This is a genomic window from Bradyrhizobium sp. SHOUNA76 (assembly GCF_023006445.1).
In the GTDB taxonomy this organism is placed as follows: Bacteria; Pseudomonadota; Alphaproteobacteria; order Rhizobiales; family Xanthobacteraceae; genus Bradyrhizobium.
In genome coordinates this window covers 1-3,827 of record NZ_JALBHA010000566.1, presented here as the reverse complement: position 1 = coordinate 3,827, position 3,827 = coordinate 1, and the positions used below count along the sequence as shown (strand labels likewise).

Below are 3,827 nucleotides of genomic sequence, written 5' to 3'. Positions count from 1 at the left end.
CGAAGCCGCGCAAGCGCCAGCGCCGCGGCCATCTCGACGTCCGCCGCACGCTCCGCCGCAATGCGGCCTGGGGCAGCGTGCCCTTCCTGACCGCATGGAAGCGCAAGCATCGCGATCGGCCGAAGATCGTAGCGCTCTGCGACGTCTCCGGGTCGGTCGCGCAGGTCTCCGATTTCTTCCTGCTCCTAATCCACTCGCTGCACGAGGTGGTCGACGACGTCCGCTCCTTCGCGTTCTCATCGCACATGATCGAGGTCAGCAAGATCCTGGAGAAGAACTCGCCGGAAGAGGCGATGGCCGAGATCATGTCCAAGGTCGGCTTCGGCTCGTCCGACTACGGCTCCTCGCTGGTCGATTTCGAGAAGGACTTCATGAGCGCGCTGACACCGCAAACCACGGTGATCGTGCTCGGCGATGCCCGCAGCAACAATCTCGACCCGCGTGCCGACATCCTGCGTCGCATCTCCGAACGCTCGAAGCGGCTGGTCTGGCTCAATCCCGAAGGACGACTCGCCTGGGGCTTTGGCGATTCCGAGATGCCGCGCTACGCGACCTTTTGCAGCGTCGTACGTCAATGCGCCACCGCGCAACAGCTCGAGCGCGCCGTGTCCGATATCGTGGCGACTTATCAGTAGGTCTCGCTCGCGGCCATCCGCAGGTGCGAAACGTCAGTTTCGCGCAAGGCCCGCCTGGCCGACGTTACACTCCCGGAAGTGATGGGCAATTTCGTCGAGCGCACGCTGCTCCCATTCCTGGGCTTGCGCGAGCCAGAAAATCCGGCGCTCAAAATCGAGCGCCGCACGCTCCCGGCACAGGGATTCCTGACTGCGAATTTCAACCAGCCTGTTCATGCACTCCACTCCTGCCTCGTGAAGTCATTCCCCGCGAATCAACGTAACAGAATCCCGGATTGCTCGCCTCATGATTTCAAGGCATCTCGCGTCGCAGAATGGGACAGCGATACTTCCCGTGCACTGCAGCCGCTTGCAGCGCAGCATCAACTGCGGATCATCAATTAGTGATCGCGGTGCGGGGCAATGTTCGCGATTGAGCGAACGAGCTCTCGTGTCGCAACGAACTGCGGCAATTTGTGAAGAGAAGTTCTAAACAGCTCACCGAATTCCCGACTCATTGTCGTCGCACGGTCTTCATGCAGCGTCGCTAACAGAGGCGCCAACGCGCACTATCACTTGAGGCAACATGAGCAACGATTTCGACTTCGAACTTGCGCCGGACCAATGGGAAGCTCTGCGCACACTTCGCAACCCGCCGTCGAACGGACGCCTCTCGAAGCCCTATCTCGTCGCAAGCCTCGTCGAACTCGGCCTCGTTGTCATCAATGACGGCGTGCCTGCGATGACGCCGGCCGGCCGCAAGGTGCTCGTGCGCGGGTCGTGCCGGCTGCTGGATCTCGTGGCGTGACAGCTTCGCGCTGATCATCGGCGCGCCATTCCCCCGCTGGCACATCACCGAGCAAGTCAGTCATTCCACTGGAGGAGCCGCGATCCATACGCCCTTCTCCAGACGGACAGGAAACGCGGAAACCAGGAGTGAGCCACCGCGCCCTTATAAGCCCAGGTGCGATATTTCAGACCATGCTCGGAAATCAGCTCCTGATATCCGCCGTGGAGCTCGGTTGCGGTCCGAATGTCCTGCAAGATTCCCTGGGCGCAGGAACGGTAGGTCTCGCTCGCGGAGAATTCATCATAGTCCAGCATGCGATCCGCGAATTCGACGTTGAACGTGGGCCAGGAGGAACGTCCCTGATAGGCGGGAGCCGCAATCTTGTGGATCATCTTGTTCCGCGGATTATCCGCGGACACCAGGAAGTGGAACGTGCTGGGGACGCGAAAGCGTGGCTCCGCAATGATCAGATCCGCCGTGGCGGCGAACGCTGCCCGCTCGCTCGCATCGTTCATATCCCAGAAGCCGCGATGTACGCCGACGAAATCCAGCGCGACCGATGACGCCGGTGAGCTCGTCGGACCATCCAGGGAATGCCTGATATATCCGTTCTTGCCGAACAGGCGGAGCAGATCCTTCTTGTACTGCGCAAGGTCGCAGCCGAGCAGCCGCTTCAATTCGATCTCGTCGACGATACCGAGCTGTACGCTCCACACGAAGGTCGTATGGACGCAAGCATTGGTCACGAAGCGCCGGCGCTCGGCACGGGTATCCGTTGCGGCGGAGCGGGGTGCATGTACGTCACACAGTAAATACCGGCTGCCGCCATCGTCGAGCGGCTCGAGCTCGCCTGCGAGCTGCAGGATCGTACGCTTCAGGTCACCGCCATACTCGGCCAGCAGCAGGCGGCCCGCATGCGCGCATTGGGACATCGCCAGATAGGACGGCGCCCTCTGATCGGCGGAGATCATCTGCTGCAGGCCGGCCAGAATGCCGAGCAGCGTGTCCGACGGACGCGAGAAGTAGTTCACACCGAGATATCGACCACGCCCCGCCGGCACGATGGTCGTGGTGACGACGCCGGCGCGAACCGCCTCCAGCAACAAACGGATGCTCTTGTCGAGCAGCCGAGCCCGCCGCACCGCGTCCTGTGCGTCCATGATGGTTTCGGGGTCGAGGACATCAGGATAGAACCAGGCAAAATCGCGCGGGTAGTAAGCGGATGCGTGGGGTGCGCCCGTGACGAGGAAGGCCTCGGTCACCGAAAAGGCGCTGTCCATCGAGTGCCGGTAAAGATCCTCGAGGGCCGACAGCGAATGATGCGATTTTCTCAGGAATCGATCCCCGAGAAAATTGACCGCCTGGAGGGCGTTGGCGAAGAACGTCGCAGCCACACCTTGGTAGAATCGGTTTCCGCGATTTGAGGGCAACGAGATATCGCTATTCATATGTGGGCTGGGGTAACTCCGATGGTGCGGCCACCATCCAGAGCCTGCCTGATTCGTATTTCGTCCAGATGACTTGCCGGCCTCCGGCGGGGCATTTTCGACCTGCCCAGCGGCGCCGAACTTCGATCGGCCGGTGGTGATGTTCACCCGAATTCGTGTATGAAGCACGGACCAGCGACGCCGATCTCGCCGCGGTCGGCCGCCGCATGGCGCAACACTGACCGCGGAGGACTGATGGCCGGCGTATCCGAACGCGACGAACACTTTCTGCGCCTGTCCTTTGCGGTAGCCCGCCGCTCCCTCACCCATGGCAATCATCCGTTCGGCTGCATCGTCGTCACGGACGACAAGGTGCTGATCGAGGCCGAGAACGGCTACATGCCGGATCACGACGGCACCGCACATGCCGAACGTCTCGCGGCAACGCAGGCCTGCCGCACACTGGGCCGCGATGTGCTGGCGACGGCGACGCTCTATTCCTCGGCAGAGCCATGCGCGATGTGCGCCGGCGCGATTTACTGGGCCGGCATCGGCCGCGTCGTTTACGGCCTCAGCGAGCATCGCCTGCGCGGCGTCACCGGCAACCATCCGGAGAACCCGACGCTCGACCTGCCGTGCCGCGAAGTCTTTGCAAGCGGCCAGCGGCCGACCGAGGTCGTAGGTCCGCTGCTCGAGGACGAAGCCGAAGCGCTGCACGACGGCGTGTGGACGAAGTAGATGTCTAGGCAACCGCTACCGTAGCAACCATTAAATGGCGGCGGTGTTTTGAGCCGTACGGATCGCCTGCGCCTGCCATGATGACGCCGTGCTCGCGTCCGTCAAGGCGTGGCCTGGCGGCAGACCGGGTGAGGTTGGGGCGAGCGAGGCCATCCTTGACGGACGCTGCGCGCGGCGCCAGGAGGAGCCGCAGGTCGGGACGAAGAAGCGCGTCCCGGTCGAACTAAGAAGCAGGGAGTGATCCCGGCGGCTCGCCGC

6 protein-coding genes are annotated in these 3,827 nt (G+C 62.6%); 3 read left to right on the top strand and 3 right to left on the bottom strand.

Annotated features, from left to right (window positions below; all coding sequences use genetic code 11):
* A partial coding sequence (locus MOV74_RS33350; RefSeq protein WP_246931239.1) for a VWA domain-containing protein occupies positions 1-635 on the top strand: 635 nt, incomplete at its 5' end.
* A gap of 33 nt (positions 636-668) precedes the next feature.
* On the opposite strand, the gene MOV74_RS33345 is transcribed toward MOV74_RS33350, so the two are convergent.
* A complete protein-coding gene (locus MOV74_RS33345; protein ID WP_246931238.1) occupies positions 669-851 on the bottom strand; it encodes a hypothetical protein in 183 nt (60 codons plus the stop codon).
* 349 nt (positions 852-1,200) lie between these two features.
* Here MOV74_RS33345 and MOV74_RS33340 point away from each other — a divergent pair, with 349 nt between their 5' ends.
* Positions 1,201-1,422, top strand: a complete 222-nt coding sequence (locus MOV74_RS33340; RefSeq protein WP_246931237.1) for a hypothetical protein — start codon at positions 1,201-1,203, stop codon at positions 1,420-1,422.
* Between the two features lie 56 nt (positions 1,423-1,478).
* Here MOV74_RS33340 and MOV74_RS33335 read toward each other — a convergent pair whose 3' ends face one another.
* Positions 1,479-2,852 (bottom strand): hypothetical protein, encoded by a 1,374-nt coding sequence (locus MOV74_RS33335; RefSeq protein WP_246931240.1) that lies wholly within the window; start codon positions 2,850-2,852, stop codon positions 1,479-1,481.
* A 234-nt stretch (positions 2,853-3,086) separates the two neighbouring features.
* Between MOV74_RS33335 and MOV74_RS33330 the strand changes: the two genes are divergently transcribed.
* Entirely contained in the window at positions 3,087-3,569 is a 483-nt protein-coding gene (locus MOV74_RS33330; RefSeq protein WP_246931236.1) for a nucleoside deaminase, read from the top strand.
* Positions 3,570-3,599: 30 nt separating this feature from the next.
* On the opposite strand, the gene MOV74_RS33325 is transcribed toward MOV74_RS33330, so the two are convergent.
* Positions 3,600-3,827, bottom strand: a 228-nt coding sequence (locus MOV74_RS33325) for a hypothetical protein (RefSeq protein WP_246931235.1), incomplete at its 5' end; no start/stop codon positions are given.

What these genes read in the sequence shown, in the direction of transcription:
- MOV74_RS33345 (WP_246931238.1), bottom strand. Translation starts at nt 851, where the DNA reads ATGAACAGGCTGGTTGAAATTCGCAGTCAGGAATCCCTGTGCCGGGAG.
- MOV74_RS33340 (WP_246931237.1), top strand. Translation starts at nt 1,201, where the DNA reads ATGAGCAACGATTTCGACTTCGAACTTGCGCCGGACCAATGGGAAGCT.
- MOV74_RS33335 (WP_246931240.1), bottom strand. Translation starts at nt 2,852, where the DNA reads ATGAATAGCGATATCTCGTTGCCCTCAAATCGCGGAAACCGATTCTAC.
- MOV74_RS33330 (WP_246931236.1), top strand. Translation starts at nt 3,087, where the DNA reads ATGGCCGGCGTATCCGAACGCGACGAACACTTTCTGCGCCTGTCCTTT.